This window comes from Pseudoalteromonas sp. US3C1004, from assembly GCF_048401065.1.
Lineage (GTDB): Bacteria > Pseudomonadota > Gammaproteobacteria > Enterobacterales > Alteromonadaceae > Pseudoalteromonas > Pseudoalteromonas undina.
The window spans coordinates 2,781,874-2,798,376 of sequence record NZ_CP183073.1; the positions used below are offsets into that span (position 1 = coordinate 2,781,874).

At 37.0% G+C, this 16,503-nt stretch carries 16 protein-coding genes and 1 tRNA gene; 5 read left to right on the forward strand and 12 right to left on the reverse strand.

Annotated elements, in window-relative coordinates:
• Positions 1-63 precede the first annotated feature (63 nt).
• A complete protein-coding gene (locus ACNSN3_RS12975; protein ID WP_418607661.1) occupies positions 64-1,941 on the reverse strand; it encodes a methyl-accepting chemotaxis protein in 1,878 nt (625 codons plus the stop codon).
• A gap of 469 nt (positions 1,942-2,410) precedes the next feature.
• Between ACNSN3_RS12975 and ACNSN3_RS12980 the strand changes: the two genes are divergently transcribed.
• On the forward strand, positions 2,411-3,727 hold the full coding sequence (locus ACNSN3_RS12980; RefSeq protein ID WP_418607663.1) for a tyrosine-type recombinase/integrase: 1,317 nt from the start codon (positions 2,411-2,413) through the stop codon (positions 3,725-3,727).
• 54 nt (positions 3,728-3,781) lie between these two features.
• Here the strand turns inward: ACNSN3_RS12980 and ACNSN3_RS12985 are convergent, their stop codons facing one another.
• From ACNSN3_RS12985 to ACNSN3_RS13005, 5 genes are all read right to left on the reverse strand, one after another.
• Positions 3,782-3,949, reverse strand: coding sequence for a hypothetical protein (locus ACNSN3_RS12985; protein WP_164835547.1), 168 nt, complete (start codon positions 3,947-3,949; stop codon positions 3,782-3,784).
• Between the two features lie 8 nt (positions 3,950-3,957).
• Entirely contained in the window at positions 3,958-4,683 is a 726-nt protein-coding gene (locus ACNSN3_RS12990; RefSeq protein WP_138571285.1) for a zeta toxin family protein, read from the reverse strand.
• Positions 4,684-4,691: 8 nt separating this feature from the next.
• A complete protein-coding gene (locus ACNSN3_RS12995) occupies positions 4,692-5,039 on the reverse strand; it encodes a hypothetical protein (RefSeq protein ID WP_138571284.1) in 348 nt (115 codons plus the stop codon).
• Positions 5,040-5,280: 241 nt separating this feature from the next.
• Positions 5,281-6,147, reverse strand: a complete 867-nt coding sequence (locus ACNSN3_RS13000; protein WP_138571283.1) for a hypothetical protein — start codon at positions 6,145-6,147, stop codon at positions 5,281-5,283.
• A complete protein-coding gene (locus tag ACNSN3_RS13005) occupies positions 6,147-6,374 on the reverse strand; it encodes a helix-turn-helix transcriptional regulator (protein WP_138571282.1) in 228 nt (75 codons plus the stop codon). Before ACNSN3_RS13005 ends, ACNSN3_RS13000 begins: the two co-directional genes overlap by 1 nt.
• 257 nt (positions 6,375-6,631) lie before the next feature.
• On the opposite strand from ACNSN3_RS13005, the gene ACNSN3_RS13010 reads away from it, so the two are divergent.
• The gene (locus ACNSN3_RS13010) at positions 6,632-7,693 is read left to right on the forward strand and encodes a DUF6765 family protein (RefSeq protein ID WP_138571281.1); all 1,062 of its coding nucleotides are present in this window, start codon (positions 6,632-6,634) and stop codon (positions 7,691-7,693) included.
• A gap of 188 nt (positions 7,694-7,881) precedes the next feature.
• Here ACNSN3_RS13010 and ACNSN3_RS13015 read toward each other — a convergent pair whose 3' ends face one another.
• Positions 7,882-8,091, reverse strand: coding sequence for a hypothetical protein (locus tag ACNSN3_RS13015; RefSeq protein WP_138571280.1), 210 nt, complete (start codon positions 8,089-8,091; stop codon positions 7,882-7,884).
• A 58-nt stretch (positions 8,092-8,149) separates the two neighbouring features.
• Between ACNSN3_RS13015 and ACNSN3_RS13020 the strand changes: the two genes are divergently transcribed.
• On the forward strand, positions 8,150-8,413 hold the full coding sequence (locus ACNSN3_RS13020; RefSeq protein WP_138571279.1) for a helix-turn-helix domain-containing protein: 264 nt from the start codon (positions 8,150-8,152) through the stop codon (positions 8,411-8,413).
• A gap of 29 nt (positions 8,414-8,442) precedes the next feature.
• Here the strand turns inward: ACNSN3_RS13020 and ACNSN3_RS13025 are convergent, their stop codons facing one another.
• A complete protein-coding gene (locus ACNSN3_RS13025) occupies positions 8,443-9,270 on the reverse strand; it encodes a hypothetical protein (RefSeq protein ID WP_138571278.1) in 828 nt (275 codons plus the stop codon).
• A gap of 499 nt (positions 9,271-9,769) precedes the next feature.
• Here ACNSN3_RS13025 and ACNSN3_RS13030 point away from each other — a divergent pair, with 499 nt between their 5' ends.
• Together ACNSN3_RS13030 and ACNSN3_RS13035 are read left to right on the forward strand one after the other, a co-directional pair.
• Positions 9,770-9,991, forward strand: a complete 222-nt coding sequence (locus tag ACNSN3_RS13030; protein ID WP_138571277.1) for a hypothetical protein — start codon at positions 9,770-9,772, stop codon at positions 9,989-9,991.
• The gene (locus ACNSN3_RS13035) at positions 9,984-10,865 is read left to right on the forward strand and encodes a site-specific integrase (protein ID WP_138571276.1); all 882 of its coding nucleotides are present in this window, start codon (positions 9,984-9,986) and stop codon (positions 10,863-10,865) included. Before ACNSN3_RS13030 ends, ACNSN3_RS13035 begins: the two co-directional genes overlap by 8 nt.
• 149 nt (positions 10,866-11,014) lie before the next feature.
• Here the strand turns inward: ACNSN3_RS13035 and ACNSN3_RS13040 are convergent, their stop codons facing one another.
• From ACNSN3_RS13040 to ACNSN3_RS13055, 4 genes are all read right to left on the reverse strand, one after another.
• On the reverse strand, positions 11,015-14,878 hold the full coding sequence (locus tag ACNSN3_RS13040; protein ID WP_138571275.1) for a DUF4365 domain-containing protein: 3,864 nt from the start codon (positions 14,876-14,878) through the stop codon (positions 11,015-11,017).
• Between the two features lie 302 nt (positions 14,879-15,180).
• Positions 15,181-15,257 (reverse strand) — tRNA-Ile (locus ACNSN3_RS13045).
• A 277-nt stretch (positions 15,258-15,534) separates the two neighbouring features.
• Positions 15,535-15,693, reverse strand: coding sequence for a YqaE/Pmp3 family membrane protein (locus tag ACNSN3_RS13050; RefSeq protein ID WP_008466367.1), 159 nt, complete (start codon positions 15,691-15,693; stop codon positions 15,535-15,537).
• A 65-nt stretch (positions 15,694-15,758) separates the two neighbouring features.
• The gene (locus tag ACNSN3_RS13055) at positions 15,759-16,328 is read right to left on the reverse strand and encodes a BON domain-containing protein (RefSeq protein WP_008466365.1); all 570 of its coding nucleotides are present in this window, start codon (positions 16,326-16,328) and stop codon (positions 15,759-15,761) included.
• Positions 16,329-16,503: the final 175 nt, after the last annotated feature.

A 16,503-nucleotide genomic window follows, 5' to 3' on the forward strand; every position in this document is an offset into this window, starting at 1 on the left:
TAGGCGAGAGCTCTATAACTATGATGGTTTCCTCGCTCAACTGATTTTTTAATTAAATCGTGTTTAAAGCGTAAACTTACCCAGTAAATCCCTTAAAATATTCGACTCTTTATTTAAACCGTTACAAAGCTGCTCTGACTTTTTCATATTCTCTTTGGTTTGCTCTGCCGAATCGGAAATCATCACAATATTTTGGCTAATTTCTGAGGTTGCTAGTGTTTGCTCTCGCGTTGCAGTAGCCACTGAGTTGTTTAACTCGCTTAGTAGTACAATTTCCTGTGAAATACCATTTAATGTATGGCCGGTTTCTTTTAAGCGCTCGGCATTTTCTAGGGTGTTTTTGCTGCCCAATTCAATCGCTGTTACCGTGCTTGACGCTTTAGCATTTAACGAATCAATCATCTCATTAATTTGCTCCGTAGACTCCGCGGTACGTTGCGCAAGCGTTCTTACTTCGTCAGCAACTACAGCAAAGCCACGGCCCTGCTCACCCGCTCTAGCAGCCTCAATAGCCGCATTTAACGCCAATAAGTTAGTTTGCTCGGAAATCCCTTTAATTACATCTAATACATGAGAAATTGATTTAATCTCTGTCGAAAGCTCTAACACCGAGGCCACAGAATTGGCCATTGACGCTTCCAGTTGTTCCATTTGTTTAATCGTGCTTTGCACAAACTCAACCCCTTTGTGCGTCGTTTCTTCGGTTTTAGTAGCAATATCTGCTGCATTACTGGCACTACCAGAAATATCCTGAACCGTAACCTCCATCTCATTAACGGCTGCCGCCACCGTTTGCGTACTCGATGATTGCACTTCAGCTAAATTTGCCGCACCTTGCACTTGCTCAAGCACATCTTGGGAAATACCTTTAACATGAATTGCCGTCTCAGAAACCTGTTTGAACATATAATGTAACTGCTCTAAAAACAGATTAAACTTAACCGCTAAGTCTGAAATTTCATTATTATCATCAGTAGGGAGTCGTGCTGTTAAATCGCCATCTTTTTCTGTTAACGCATTCACTGCTGCAGTAATGTTTTCAATGGGTCTAAATATTTGCCCTACTAACACGCGTGCTAACGCTAAACCTACAAGCGCAATAATTACACCAAAAATGATATTAGTATTAATAGCACTATTAATTGGGCCATATAATTGCTCTTGGGGGATTTCAGCAACTAGATGCCAACCTAATGAGTTTACAGGCGTACTTGATACAACATAGTCATCACCATCAATTACTTTACTTTGAATTGCCCCATTTTTAATCGGCGCCAAGTCAACAGATTGCCCTATTTTAGTTTTATTACCATGCAACATAATCTCGCCACTACCAGAGACCAAATAAACAATGCCGCCCTCACCTATCCTATATTCACTTATGAGATCCACCATAGAATCGAGCGAACGGCCTATTCCGGCAATTCCTTGTCTTTGCCCATCAAGCTCAATGGCATAATTAATAAATACCATCACCTCAGAGCTACCTTTATCTATGTCGAGTGCTACTTCAAATGGTCTATCCGATGCTAAAAAAGCATCAAACCAAGTATCACTACTGTCTATTTGCCTAGAAATACCTTCATCGGTGTAATAATTGCGGGAGTTTTTAGAAATAATGTATGCGTTACTGGCTTGGTTTTTATTTTTTATATGTTTGAGGTAATCAATGAATTTACCTCGGCTTTGCGCATCTTCATTATTATTCATCCATTGCTGCACAAATAAGTTTTGCGCTATTTCTTTGCCAACAATAATAGGAGTCGATAACTCTAATTCGATTTGGCTTTTCACTTCACTAAGCGCTGTTGGTAAATCTACTTTGGCTAGTTTGTCTTCTGTATTTGAGCGAATACTATTTGAAAATATTAGAGTAGATATTGCTAAAGGAGCAACAACAGCCAGAATAAGGCTGAGGTATACTTTTCGTTTTAATAACATAGAGCACCTAAGGGGTAACTAAGCAGTATTTTATATACCGCACACAATTAACAGTAGCGACATTAAAGGGCATAAAGTAAAGATTTTTATAATAAAACCCCATAACACTTTAATAGTAGATTCAACTGTGTTTATTGCAATGTATTCAATAGAATTAATAAAAAAATCAGTGTACTGGTGAAAATACGATAGAAATAACAAAAGCGAATTTTATAAACTAGGAAAATGAGTTTTTATTTACTTGGAAAGCTTTGAAAAGTGGTGGCCCCTCCCAGACTCGAACTGGGGACCTAACGATTATGAGTTGCAAAACAAGGACTTACTACGAGTTACTTTTTGATAAAACTATTTACTAATTTTCATAGCTATATCATAGGGTTATTGAATAAACCCTACCTCTGATGCATAAATCATTATGTATTTCAGAACGTTAAATTTTACGTTCAAAGTAGCACAGAGGTAGCACCATATGTCAGACACAAAATTTCGCTTCACAGAATTGTCGCTTGAAAAGATAGAATCAAACGGTAAACGCACTCGTTATTATGACAATCTATTGTCAGGACTCATTTTAGATGTGAGCGTAGCTGGTAAAAAATCATTTAGAGTTTATAAAAAGATACCAGGGCGAGACACCCCGGTTAATGTCACCCTTGGTTACTTTCCATCAATTACACTTGATGATGCAAGGCGAATGGCTAAAAAAGTAATGGCAGATATCGCAGAGGGTATAAACCCTAACGACCTTAAGCGCCAATTTAGAGCCGCTTCTATTACCCTGAAAGAAGCCTTTGATTCATACATCGAATCTAGAGATCTAAAGCCTATAACCGAAAGGGGGTATCAACAAAAAATAGATTGCTACCTATCAGATTGGCATAACAAACGCCTAGCCGATATAAATCAAACAATGATTTTAAAGCGCCAACGAGAAATAACCTCTAGAAGCCCTGCTCAGGCAAATTATACCATGCGCCTAATGCGTGCTTTATTTAACTTTGCTAAAGCTGAATACAAGTCTTCAGAAGGTCGCTCATTATTTCCAGAAAACCCTGTAGATACACTTTCTGAAAAACGAAGCTGGAATAATGTAAAGCGTAAAACAACAAGACTGCGTCGTTCACAACTAAAACCATTCATAGACGCATTATATGAAGTAAGAAATGAAGCTGCTAAATACCGTCAAAATAGTCGTGTCGGTTTTTGTGATTATCTGGAGTTTTTAACCTTTTCAGGCCTGAGAAGGTCTGAGCTACTGCAACTCCCATGGTCACAAGTACACCTTGAAGATAGGATATTCATTTTAGAGGATACAAAAAATGGCTTGGACGTTGAGTTTCCTATTACAGATCGATTAGCTGAGATATTTAATCGACGAAAAGAATACAAAGTATCTGACTATGTGTTTGGCACAAACTGTAAAAAGGGGTACCTAACTGATCCTAAAAAAACGTTGAAACATGTATGCCAAATTGCAGGAGTAAAAATCACTTCGCATGATTTACGCAGAACATTTACATCTATGGCTGAGAGTAGCGGTGTATCAGGGTACCTCCTAAAACGCCTTCTAAACCATATTACAGATAAAAGTGATGTAACTGCTGGCTATTTAATTTTAACCGCTGAGGAGCTTAAAGAGCCAGCAGAAAAAGTAACAGAAACAATAGCCAAATATGCAGGTTTGATTGAAGAAAAACCTGATGATCAAATGAGTGAAATGAAAAGTCTCTTAGCAGGCTTAACTAAGGAACAGAAAGTTGAGTTGATGAGCACTTTGTTAAGTTGATATTTATAAATTTCTTCTAAATCAAAAAAGTCCCTATACGGGACTTTTTATTAATTATCGTTGACCTACAGGTGCTTTGTTTACTACCTGTACTTGAGAGGAAATTGCTCGCTCAATAACTTGATTATAAACTCGCTTTTTCTCACTTGAACTTGAGTCAAGTACAAAGTCTGAAAGCTTAGAATTTTGAGCTTGCTTTGGCTTTATTAAATTTGAAAACATAGGTACTCCTAAAGCTCGTTTTTTGAGCTGAATGGCGATTCTATCAGGCTCTGTAGATCTTCTCTAGTGAATTTTTCATCTAAATGATGCTCAATAGCCTGAACGTTATCATGATAAAAACGTGTTCGACCCTTATTATTCTTAACCAATAAATCTACTTTAATTTGACTTCCAAACTTTAATTTAAGTTCCTTGATAACATTTTGTGATGCAAAAAATTGATCTATAAAAGTATTTGGTAAAATCCTACGCCCTTCTAACTTCTCTCTGGCTTCAACAAATTCCCATGCATACTCTGGCTTTTGGTACACAAACAAAATAAGCACTTTTCGACCTTTACGAATAGAACGCTCAATATTTTTTTCTGCAACATCATAACTTGCCAAGGTACCATCTAACAAAAATGACTGCTTGTTTTTAAAAGCATGATCAAGTGTTCTCTCAACTATAAAAGATACAGCACGATGAAATAAATAAGAATTATCACCTGTATAACCTGGTATTAGTTCTCTTAACTCATCTGGATCAAGCCTGAGTACATTATCAGCACCAATTTCTTCTAAAAAAGCTTTTGAAGCTTCCGTTTTTCCTGCGCCAGGCGAACCTGCCATAAAAACAGAAACCGGCCTGTTATCGGGAGGAAACCGATCTTTATCTGTTAACTCGCGAGCTATACGAGTCCTATTATTTTTAGCATAGGCAATTGCCTGTCGCTCTAATTCTTCTGGTGTCATATGAAGCCTTATGATTCTCTATTCATTATGTCACTTAAGTGCCTATTAGCAAGTGATTCAAATTCTGAATATACCCTATGAGTTTGGGCAGCCTCTTCTCGTTTTTCAATTGGTGCATTAGCTCTTTGCCTTTTGTCGAAGAAGTCATCAGGGAGAGCGATTCGGGCAAGGTCTTCAATTCGCTTCTTTGGCTTAAAATTATGCTTTGTGCTTGCAGAAGAGAGTGCAAACTTCAAAGTTCTATTTTTATCAATGATAAGATAAAGAGTCATCCCCACAGCCTTGTATAACTGAAGGTCTTTGATGTAAGGCAGGTTCTTCATGTACTTTTCGTACTTATAAGTTTTGTTATTCACAGTTAAGTGTCCTTAATAATAAGATTTTTGGATATTGAGAATTTAAGGTATTAAGTAGGGAGCTAGAGGCCTTGATAATAAAGGGCTGCATTGGTGGTACTGTCCTTCAGTGACAAACTTTTGCACGCCAGTGACAAACATTTGGTTCTCAGTGACATAAAACTGTTCGCCAGTGACAAACTTTTGTCCGCCAATGACATTACTAGAAACTACTTATACATAATTTTTAAGCAGCCATACGCTAGCCATCTCTCCCGCGAAGTAGGTAGTTGTTAGGCGGAATGACGATACCTTTATCCTTTTTATCTAAACGGATGCCAGAGTGAGGATGGCATTCAAGAATGAAGTCTAAAGCGCACAAAAATCGCCGTTTGAACCTACTCAGAGCAAGCCTGTCTAGGTAGGGAAAAACATCTTTGTGGAGGGTTCCCCAAGGGACAAAAACAATTTTTTCACGTCCATAACCTCGTCGTATGAGATACAAGTAGAGATCATGGGCGAGGACTATGTCTTTAGCTCGAGCAAGTTGAAGGAACCTTAAATCAATGGGAATAATGCTTTTATCATCAGCTATCAGCGCCTTAAAGCTGTTCGAGGGGGTATAGAGAACCTGTTTATATTTAGCATTGAAATAGCCAATACCATACTCATCGTTGATCAAATTATCCGCCTCAGCGAAAAATCCCCTTCTTCGCATTTTATCTTTTGATTTATTAGTCGGGACAACTGTAAATGTCGTATCAAATACTCTTTCGAGAGAGAGTAAAAAATTAGCGTATGTGCCACCTGATATGCTGTCTTGTCCTGTTATTTGCTGAAATAGCTCACTTACAGATTTGGCTATGACGTATGAGGGAAGCTCTGGCCTTCTACTGACTTGTGTTGTTAGGTGAGCAATGATCAACCTTGCATAGTGACCATGAGGCAAAATTTGAGGACTGCTCAACATTACAGTTTTGTATTTGCCAAAGCCTTTGACAGTCGATTGCTCAAGCTTTTTAAGGGGCAAAATACATGGATCAATCAAAAAGGCTGGGTATGAACCAAAAGTTCGCTCTTCGATAGGACAGTTGGTGATTATTTCTTTGCTGTTTAGTGTGAAGGCCATTAGTAATATACCTCCCCACTACGAATTAAAGGCTGCGTTTCAATCCAGTGGTGGAACTCTGATATAGGAAAGAGTGTTTTACCACCTTGCTTGATATAAGGAGGCAGTGAGTGACGCGCTTTTGCTTGCCTGTTCTCACTTAGCTTATTGTATAAGGTTTGCTTAGAGCAGCATAAAGCTTCTGCAACTTCATCTGCTGTATAAAATTGAGGTTTGATTTTCGGCATAAAGCACTCCGATTAATTACCATTTAGTTTGAGTGCTTACTATTATTCACATAAATCTTTTTTATTCTCAGAAAAACCCCCCTGACTTTTTATGGGTTTTTTATAAGTATAAAAAACATCAAAGCATTTAACATAACCAAAAAAGAGAAAGTAAAAGCAAAACAGCATATCTGCTATGGCAGTTCTTAATTAACCTTTGAGATAATTTGTGTTTTACTGGAAAGGTGGATAAAAAAACAACAAATAAGGATTGTAAAATGCAAATTGATTTACACCACGGTATGACATGGGTTATAGCAAGAGCTGCTGGATTTTCGGTAGAAGAAGCTACTATTATTGCTCACGCATCTCAATATGTGGATGATGCAACAAACTATGGTCATATAGAGTTCAGTAACGGCGCTGCGTATGAACGTATAGCTACAGCTCATAAAATGTTGGATTATAAAAACCTAGACAGCTTGAAGAATATGAAAGTCTGGGTACCATTCCATTTTCTTCCTGGTAACGGTGGCCTACCTGCTGGTCAAAACCCATCTGGAACATTCATTAAAAAGCTGGTGTGTAAACCTGGTTCTTATATTTCTAAAGATATGATTGATGAATGTATTGCAGAAAAAAATCGACCTTATGGTTTACATCGATTAGGAATTACCTCTCATGTTTTTATTGATACTTGGGGGCATCAAGGCTTTGCAGGAGTCAATCATGATGTTAATAAAGTTGAAAATATTTTAGATCGAAATGGGCACCCAGAGCTTGAGCTTACGGAACGAATTTCAGGTTTCTTTTCTGATATTTTTCAAGATGATATACCTAGCCTAGGCCATGGCCAAGCACTTTCTAATCCAGATCTTCCCCATCAAGAGTGGAGCTATACCAATGGGTTAGGGGAAGAGGTAGTGAGAAATAATACTGTAGACTTCTTAATAGCTGCAAATGAGTTATGTAAAGCCTATCAAAGATACTTAGATATTGAAGAACATGGACTACCTGAGGAGTTAAAACTTGAGATATCTAAGTGTTTTATAGAGTTTGATATGAACGAAGGCGAAACTCGCCACAAGCTTTGGCTAGAAGCAATTGAAAACGATAGATTCAACTTAGGTGCATATACCCTTGATTATATAGCTAAAGGAGAAGGTTCATGGAAACATCAAGCTTTAGGGACCACTCTAGCTAATGGTGATGAAGACAAATATGAATTCACTGCCGACTTCATGACATCAAACTGGAAGTATTTTCATGATGCAGCAAAAAAGCATAAATTAACAATTATCGATGATATTTTACCTCAATACGGGATTTGTGTAGGTTAATCTAGAAGCTTTGGGTAGCTTAGGGGCAAAACCTACTACCCTTAATTAACTAATTATATAAAAGATAAATGCTACTAAAGGGATGAATGGCCTCACTTCAACTTTTTGAGTAAATCTAAAAGTAGTATTAAATTACTCCTTAAAATTAGGCATGCCTAATTTTGAACACTACCTTATTCTTTAAGTGATTAGTAATAGGTGTCGTAAAGTTCACCACGTGATTGTGCATCTTCAGCTTCTTCACGCGACATAAATTCACCATCAGCGATAATATTGCCCATACCATCATTCAATTTATCTACTTGCTCGTTTTCTTTCGACGACTGCTCATCACTTGTAAATATACTTACCAGCAAGTAGATAGCCCCGACTAATACACACACAAATGTTTCAAGCATATTCATTCCTCTCCAAATTCAAATTACCCACGAAAGCAAAAACTAAGAATAATAAATAATGAAAACTAATGACGAGTCACCATTTCCAAAGCGCTTAAAAGAGGCAAGAAAAACCAAAGGACTATCACAAAAACAGTTAGGAATTTTAGCTGGAATGGATGAGTTTTCTGCATCAGCAAGAATGAACCAATACGAAAAAGGAGTACATGCCCCAGACTTTAAAACAGTAAAAGCACTTGCTGATATTTTAGAGGTGCCTACTGCGTATCTATATTGTATCGAAGATAAATTAGCATTGGTTATTTTAGAGTCTAGCTCTTAAGGCAGCCGACTCTAATAATTGAAATATAATTATTTATCAGACTTGGTTAGGATAGCTAATGGCGCACTACAATGATGCTTAAGTTGCTTATCAGCACCCTTATCTAAATCATATCTTGGTGAACAAGCCAAATGTTTCCCCTTTTCATCAAAAATAACACTTTCTGTATTAGTGACAAAAATAAACTCTTTCTTACCCGTGTAAACGATTCTACCTTGTAAGTAATTACCATAAGCATCAATATAAACTGTACACCCCGAGACCTTACTATATTCTTCTTTTTTTACTTCTTTAAAAGACCCACAAACACCATCCCCTATTAACTTAGCGCCATAAGACTGACCAGCCGAAAAGAATATTGATAAAATACCCCAAACAACCCACAGCAAGGTGGATATAGATATCATATAAATGATCAACCCTATAAATGCGAAAAAAGGATATGCGAACAATTTTTTTAAGCCACCAGGAATTTTTTTAAGCCAATTGAACACCCTACTTGGCTTATTTTTATTCTTTTTTGATAGTTTGTGCTCAAAAAATAAATACCAATAGAGAGCAACAATAAGACAAAGTACAGAAATACTTTCCCAACCCATTTTGAAAAACTTCGCTACCTCGTCCATCCAGTTCTCGTGCATAGTACGGATAGCAAACATAGTCATATGTGTAGTTTCTTGATTACTTAATTCAACATTGGAATTGCCTAATCCTATAACCTCTATAACTCCCTTCAAAAAGCTATAACCTGCATAATGATTAATAGCAGCAATTGCACCGCCTAAAATAGCTAAGATTGACAGTTTGGTCGCAATTCTCTCTATTGTTTCGCTTTTTCTTTTAGTCTCTTCAGTCATTCAATATTCCTTGTAATTGAAACTAATAATTATCATGCTTAAAAGTGTGAATGAAGTAATAAATCACTTTTAAGTTAATTAATTAAACCATTTCAAAATGAGGCATCATGAGCAATTGCCTCCTCTTTTCTGGGCTTCGCCCATATCCCGCTATGTAGAAGCCTAAAATAGGCTTGCACATAGCGGGATATGGGCTCTGGAGCATCTTATACGCAATTTTTTATTTGCAGATTGAAATTTAAATTAAAGCTGCTAATCTAAATATTAATCAAGCCCTTCGGGCAAGAAAAAAACAGGCGCTTTTCTGCTGCCTTCAACACGTTGTTACATTCTCTGTAACCCCCACTTTAGAAGCTTTTAGCTTCATCATAAAACCAAGTCTTTTGATTTTTAGGCGCGATCAGTCCGAGCCTTACGCATGCGTAAAACAGGGGCGAATAGGCGTTAGCCGCTGAGCTTAATCAGCCAGTTTTTCTTACAACCACACCGGAGAATAACTATGACCTTTAATGCTAAAGCAGAAGCACTGCGCCTAAAAAATGAGAAAAAATTGATCAGTAAAAAACGATTTAAGCCATCCAAGCTCGATAAACATAAACTACGACTTCTGGCTCTTTACGAAGAAGATACGAATATAGCTAACCTACAAAGATGGCTCTTGCGTAAAGGAGTGAGAGCACATTGGACAACTGTAAAACGTTGGGTACAAAAGAATGGCTAAGTTCGCAAAACCAGAAACGCAAGCGGAGAAGCTAGCTAAAAACTTATATAAGCACAAAATTATTAAATCTCTAGGAACTGCTCGAAGCTATAAAACTGCGCTGATAAAAATAGCTCGGTGGTCAAAGGATATTGGCATTAATGGTGTGCAAGGCATGAGTATTCAAGATGCTTATAAATATCTTGATTACCGCAATGAGTTTGCAGGCCAAAAAACGCTGGATATGGAACGGCAAGCAATTCAAGCTATGTTTAAACTCAATGGTAAACTAGCCCCTAAAGAAACACTGACTGTAATAAAGTCTGAAAAGGAGATAATCGAAAAGTCTCGCGCCTATACTTCAGCCCAAGCTCATGCAATCAGTGAACATCAAACTAGAAAATATAATTTATCTACACAAATAGCCTACGCAGCAGGATTAAGAGCCCATGAGCTATTAACTATAGCCAGAGTATCAGAGCGAAAAGCTGATAGCCGTCCAGCGTTAAACAGTAAATGGCTTGGTCGAGAAGGTAGTATTTATACAGTGAAAGGCAAAGGCGGCCTAATTCGTGATGTACTAATACCGAATGCATTAGCTACACAGTTAGAACAAAGGCGCTTAGCGCAGCCTGTAACAGTTCGTGATAGGGAAATTAACTATTTGCAACGCTACGATCTTGGCGGTGGCCATAAATGGTCGTGCTCATTCTCTAAAGCATCTAGTCGCACACTCTTTTTTTCTAATGGCGGTCATGGACTTAGACACAGCTATGCACAAGAGAGAATGAATGAATTAAAAAACTTAGGCTTAAGTAGGGCAACAGCTCTCGAAACTGTGTCGCAAGAGCTAGGACATTTCAGGGCTGAAATTACTGAGGTGTATTTGAGATAGGCAATTACACAAAATTAGCTACAACCTCTAATTAACTGATAGACCTCAAAGCATAATTAGTATCAGCCTTGCTTTAGCAATTTCGTAAGCTATTGCTAACTATTCAAATAAAGGTCACTCCAATCCACCTACCTTTATCTAGAACCATATTAGTTTAAGTGCATTAAGCTATCGTTAAAAGAAGCCTGCTTAAATAAACTTGTGAATGATTCCGATTCCTGAGTCATTGGAACGAAGCAATTCATAATTGCTATCAATGCCCTTTCCCTTACTTCTTTCTCAAGTACGAGAAGCTCTTGAATTATCGGAGTTATTAACTCTTGAAATGTGTTTAATTGCCCATTAACTTTTATTGCTAATGCTTCATATTCTAGCCAGTATTCAAAGTGTTGCTCACTTCTATATATCACTGACTTGCTATCAGCTGCAGTATGAAAGCATTTATATATGAACCAAACAGAAATCAAACCCATTTCAGTTTTAATAGGGTGCCTAATTAAAAACCCCTTAAAAAGGCTATATAACACATCAACATTAATACTTCTTCTCAATTCAACTTGATTCAGCATCTTGAAAAGCAAATCTCGACAGCTCTTTCTATTCCTATTGACCTCAAATAGTTTATCGAAGATAGATTTAAATTTTGTTTGAGTATAGTCAGTTACATTATCAGCATCTAAATAGTGAATAAAGAGATCTATAAGTAGGTCCATTCGCATGTTTGGTTCATATAAGCCCATATCACAAGCCTTTGCTACTAAATCGTATTTATCACTATTATTAATGAGCTTTGCTGCGAAAATATGTTCGATAACATTAAAGGTGTTAGCAAACTTTGCAATTTCACAATTTAATTTAATATAGTGTGATAGATACAAATCGTCAGTGATAAGCAGTGAACGGTTAGATAACATCACTTCCGTATAGAGAGCTATTGAATCTGTTTCTTTAACACTAGCTTCTAGCAAAATTAATTTATCTAGATGCTTCTGAATCGCTAGCTGAATTCGCTTTGCTAGTAAGTTGTTTATTTCTCCATAGGCATAAGCAGTTTGATTAATATTATTAAATACTGTTCTTAATAAGCTGAATCCTGAAATATTCTCGAGAAATAGATCAAGTATCTCTAGCTCTGCAAGTATTAATAAAGAAGTCTCTTCTAAAATAAAAATTATTTCGTTAGAGTTAAATGCTTCAGTAAAGCTCTCGGCCTTAGCTTGTGGCGCTTGCTTGATCCTAAACTCAATAAATTCATCAGGGTAATTGAGTGAGTAACTCCAAGAGGTAAAGATATTACCTGTATTACTTAAGAAGTCATGCCGCATACTAAAAGGTACCGGCAATGAATCATTTCTTATCGCCCGCTTATTTTTTTCCCACTGCTCCACTTGCTCGTCAGTTATCCCTACAATTTCATTAATTGATTTTATAATTGAACTTGGCCCATCGTCAGGATTAATTAAGCCTTTCTTAAGAACCCTAGAATTGGGAAAGCGTTCTGTATATTTCGTAAGACGCTTTTGAAAATCTTTAACTCTATCATTAACCCCTCCATCACTCGGCATTCTTAGAAACAAAGATAGAAACTGACCTTCTTCTTCACAGTCATTTTGATCAACTAACTCTCCATATTTGTCTATTGCTCGTTCTAATTGAGTTAAGTAATTTTCATTGCCAGAATAAATGTTGATAAGAAGCTTGAGAAAATAAATCTTCTCACCTCTTTTTATACTGTTGCTATAAAGCTCACGTAGAACTTCAACGACATCCTCAAGTAAACCTAAAGACAGACATAAATTTATATAGGAGATTTGAGTAGCTCGTGAGACTCCAGGCTCTTCTAAAGTATCTTTCAATGTCTTATAGGCCTCTCCCACGTGACCTTGATGGTTCAATGATGCAGAAAGAATGAGCTTGCACTGCGCAACACTTATGCCTTTTTGAATATTTTCCCTCGCAATTTCTTCAGCCTTTTTCCATTGTTGCGTTGTCAAAAAAGCCTGAGCTAAATGCAGATAATCATTTTTTCTTAGCTCTCTTTGCTTCATCAAATTTTCACCTAACTCTATGACCTTTTCTGCTGATCTTTTGATGTAGGGATCTAGTTGCCCAAATAACTGTTCAGCAATAGATGTTGGCTTTCCTAATTCAAAATAAGTTTTATATAGCTCTTCAGAGTATTCAGTTTTACGATCTGGGTAAGTATTACAGGATGTTATAAATTTGTGTATTGCAAGATAAGAGTCACCACCTTCAGCTTCTTTCACAATATTTTTATATTTTTCAGCAAATTCTGGCTCAAATAACTCGTTAGCTATTTCCATAGCGACACAAAAAAGCAATGCGGGATTCGGAGTTGTATTTTCCAAAAGCTTTTTTTCTGACTCTTTAACAATTTTTAAAGCTTCTGGCTTTTTCCCTAAGTTGTAATAGGAGAGCATTAACATTCCGCAATCCTCGGAATTTAGCTGTTCTAGCCTTTGTAGTAATTTTATTGCGGAGTTGTAGTCTTCAGTATTGAAAAGGATCTTGGTATACGGACGGATAATTTCTTGGTTCTCAGGACGAGAAGAAAGGATAGATTCAATATCGTCTTTTAAGAGTGGAAGGGCATCAAAATACCCATAAATTAATACGCTTATATCTAGCAGTACTATAATGTCAGATGGATATCCTAAAATTTTTGCTAAGCTCCAGGCTTTTTTGGTGAAGTCAAATGACTGCTCCATCAACGCAAGGTCATAAGATCGTTTACCTTGCATAGGTAGTACTTCCCCTGCCACCTCGTTACCTGTAGCCTTATAGAAGTAATACCTAGCCGCAAGGCTGTTAAATATATATGCTTCTCTATCACTGAATGAGCTAGGGTCAGAATGTTCACTAATCAAAATTTCTAACTTATCACCCATTCCCGAGATAGTTGAAACAACCATTTGACCAATAATTCTTTCTGGGTGGTTGTCTTCAAGTATTTTAATTGCTTCTTCAGGCCTATCTAAGATTGATAAACATTTAGCTTTAACTAAACACTTTTGGTAGCTGGTTTCATCTAATTCTTCAATTAGTTTCTCAAGTTCAGCTTGAGGCGGAAGCGGATCCTTGCGAAACTTGCAATCAAGATAACCTAAGTGGTAGCGCTCTTTTTTATCTTTATTAAATGCCAAAAGGTATTCGCTTTCAGCCTCATTTAAAAGGCCATTTAATGATAGGATGTTGGCCTTTTGATAGTGATACTCAGCATACTCATTTTGGGTAAACTGCTCTTCTTTATTAAAGAGGTTTGTAAGAACTTTATTGGCAGTCTCTAGGTTGTTTGATTGGACGTACTCTGAACAACGTTTTAGCTCACAGGCTATTGTACCTTCAGGGTTTGTTAGCCAAGGAGCATCGCTTTGCTCCGCTAAACTTTCTAGCAGTTTTGGTTTCTGATGTACCGCACTAGAGATTATTTCAATTCCATCTATTACTGTTCTATTTTGTTGTTGTATACCTTTTTTCAGTTTATCTACGGCAAACTTCTCATCTAACCTCTTGGAATAAAAGTCATATATATTCAAAGACTGATCTAGTAATTGGTTAGTGGGGATCTTTAGAGAGATCGTTTGTTGAGTCTGGAGTTTACCTTTATTTTCCTCGAACCAGTCTTCATCAAGCCAGCAATAATAAATTGGACACTTCCACAGCTCATTTTCATTTCCTTGTAAGTCAACTACTGCCACCATTACAAGAGGCTCTTGTTGATGATAATACTGAAGTGTTTTCACTTTGAAATCATAAGAAACACATGTATTAGTTGAGCTGTATCTAGGTGAAGCAGTACCTTTCAATTGTAGGTAAAAACTAAATGAAACTAAGCTCTCCTCAGATTTTAGCTGAATCAGATAATCTATACCAAAATCAGAATCTCCATCGAGCTCTTTTTCAATCCATGACTTAGGTAACTTATTACCAAGAGCTCTTCCAGCCAAGCGTCCAATCTCTTGGCTGTTTCCTTCCGTTGGTAAGTTTTTCATTTAATTTCCAATTCATCTGTTAAGCAACAATATTTAGCTATTATGTAAACAGTAAATAATACAAGTCAACCTATTGCCGCTAAGCGATAAGAACAACTTTGAGGTTTTGCCAGATCCATCCTACTTCCTTGGTGTATTTTAGCGGTGTTTGTGATGGTCCCTTCAGTGATCACCTAATAAGCTAAGAAGTTATAACTAGATCAGAGCGAATTATTATAATTACTTTGCTATTCTAAAAGTAGCACAGAGGTAGCACAGAGTAATTTCGGTTAGTAGGTATTTACTTGGAAAGCTTGTAAAAGTGGTGGCCCCTCCCAGACTCGAACTGGGGACCTAACGATTATGAGTCGTGTGCTCTAACCAACTGAGCTAAGGGGCCATCTTTGTATAACTGTAAGCAGTTAATTTTTGAAGCGTTTAGCCACAGAGCGACTAAAGCGGGTTGCAGTATAAAAAGTTTTTAGGGGCTTGTCACTAGCAAAAAGCTTTATTTTAACAATCAAAGGGCTAACTGCTCAAATAGTAAGCTTTTAGATTTATTGATGATGACTTCGAAGAAACGAACTCATTAAATAATAGTAGTCTGAGTAACTAATACACATACCTTACGATGGCAATTAGCAACTCAGTATTAAATGTATTACTGCGATATGGTGTTATTTTTTGGCGATAATATAAATCGCATGAATTAATCCTGGGAAATAGCCGAGCAAGGTTAGCAGAATATTTAACCAAAAGTGCATCCCTAGCCCCACCTGTAAAAATACACCCAGTGGTGGTAATAAAATAGAAAAAATAATCCTGATAATATCCATAATTTAACCCTTCTAACGTTAGCAAAGCAAAAAGCCCAGCAAGGCTGGGCTTTTAGTATAGTGTATTATTCTGCAATAACAGTTAATTCATCAACTACTTTGCGAACATCTTCAGCGTTCTTAGCAATTTCCATCGCTAATTGCTTTTCAGCATCAGACTCAACTGAACCTTTAAGAGTTACTACACCATTATCGGTATCAACATCAATGTCTGTACCACCTACTTCAGAATCAAATAAGTATCGCGTTGTGATGACTGTTGTGATTTTGGCATCGGTTAAATCACTTTCGGTATCGTTACCCATCATTTTAGAATCATGCTTCTTCATGTCGGTGTTTTTTACCACAGTTAGACTGTTTTCAACATCAGTTACACCATCTAGGCTCAGCACGAGTTCTTCAGCAAGTTCTTTATCTACATCGCTGTTTACTTTACCTGTCAGCATTACCTTGCCGTTTTTTACGTCCGTGTTGATATCAAAGTTGTTTAGATTGGTGTTCATCAGCAGTACTGTTTCTGCCTTTCCATCAATCCAAGCATCTTTGCTTTCGTTTTCCCAGCTGCTTGCTTGAGCGCCCATTGCGGTTGTTCCTAATACTAGGGCTGCAATCATAGACTTATTAAATGTTTTCATAATCGTTCTCCTTTTGATTAAAGACACTTGAACTAATGCGAACATCGGGCCAACTATTTTTATACTTAAATTTCAATGACTTAAATTAAAACTACCGATACTGACTTAAACCTACGAAGTAAACATTTACAGACCATTGCGTAAAACTTTCTCGAATAGCGAAACTTACTAAATA

Bases quoted from the DNA above. Each gene is read 5' to 3' on its own strand.
- ACNSN3_RS13055 (WP_008466365.1), bottom strand. From the start codon at position 16,328: ATGAAAACATTTAATAAGTCTATGATTGCAGCCCTAGTATTAGGAACA.
- ACNSN3_RS12985 (WP_164835547.1), bottom strand. From the start codon at position 3,949: ATGTTTTCAAATTTAATAAAGCCAAAGCAAGCTCAAAATTCTAAGCTT.
- ACNSN3_RS12975 (WP_418607661.1), bottom strand. From the start codon at position 1,941: ATGTTATTAAAACGAAAAGTATACCTCAGCCTTATTCTGGCTGTTGTT.
- ACNSN3_RS12990 (WP_138571285.1), bottom strand. From the start codon at position 4,683: ATGACACCAGAAGAATTAGAGCGACAGGCAATTGCCTATGCTAAAAAT.
- ACNSN3_RS13050 (WP_008466367.1), bottom strand. From the start codon at position 15,693: ATGGATATTATCAGGATTATTTTTTCTATTTTATTACCACCACTGGGT.
- ACNSN3_RS13030 (WP_138571277.1), top strand. From the start codon at position 9,770: ATGACCTTTAATGCTAAAGCAGAAGCACTGCGCCTAAAAAATGAGAAA.
- ACNSN3_RS13020 (WP_138571279.1), top strand. From the start codon at position 8,150: ATGAAAACTAATGACGAGTCACCATTTCCAAAGCGCTTAAAAGAGGCA.
- ACNSN3_RS12980 (WP_418607663.1), top strand. From the start codon at position 2,411: ATGTCAGACACAAAATTTCGCTTCACAGAATTGTCGCTTGAAAAGATA.
- ACNSN3_RS13025 (WP_138571278.1), bottom strand. From the start codon at position 9,270: ATGACTGAAGAGACTAAAAGAAAAAGCGAAACAATAGAGAGAATTGCG.
- ACNSN3_RS13040 (WP_138571275.1), bottom strand. From the start codon at position 14,878: ATGAAAAACTTACCAACGGAAGGAAACAGCCAAGAGATTGGACGCTTG.
- ACNSN3_RS13015 (WP_138571280.1), bottom strand. From the start codon at position 8,091: ATGCTTGAAACATTTGTGTGTGTATTAGTCGGGGCTATCTACTTGCTG.
- ACNSN3_RS13005 (WP_138571282.1), bottom strand. From the start codon at position 6,374: ATGCCGAAAATCAAACCTCAATTTTATACAGCAGATGAAGTTGCAGAA.
- ACNSN3_RS13000 (WP_138571283.1), bottom strand. From the start codon at position 6,147: ATGGCCTTCACACTAAACAGCAAAGAAATAATCACCAACTGTCCTATC.
- ACNSN3_RS13010 (WP_138571281.1), top strand. From the start codon at position 6,632: ATGCAAATTGATTTACACCACGGTATGACATGGGTTATAGCAAGAGCT.
- ACNSN3_RS13035 (WP_138571276.1), top strand. From the start codon at position 9,984: ATGGCTAAGTTCGCAAAACCAGAAACGCAAGCGGAGAAGCTAGCTAAA.